Source organism: Roseateles sp. AC306, assembly GCF_979253795.1.
Map to the genome: position 1 here is coordinate 1 of NZ_CEEDEB010000150.1, position 236 is coordinate 236.

At 66.9% G+C, this 236-nt stretch carries 1 protein-coding gene; it reads right to left on the bottom strand.

The window, feature by feature from the left end; all coding sequences use genetic code 11:
* On the bottom strand, positions 1–236 hold a 236-nt coding region (locus tag AC0IZJ_RS28765; RefSeq protein WP_471855699.1), incomplete at both ends, for a hypothetical protein.

Sequence of the window (236 nt, forward strand, 5' to 3'; positions counted from 1 at the left end):
GTGTTCTTCAGTGCCGGCACCAGCGACACGTCCATCTCGGCATCGACGCGGTTCGGCGTGCCCGTGTCGAAGGTGCGCGCGCGCGCCAATGACGCCTCGGCGAAGACCTGGTGACCACCGCCCAGGTTGAACACGCCGCGGGTGAAGAGGCTGCTCTTCTTGGACTTGGGATACAGCTCGAGGTCGCGCATGTAGTCGAAGGTGCAGCCGTCCACGCCGCCGCTGCCGTCGGGGAG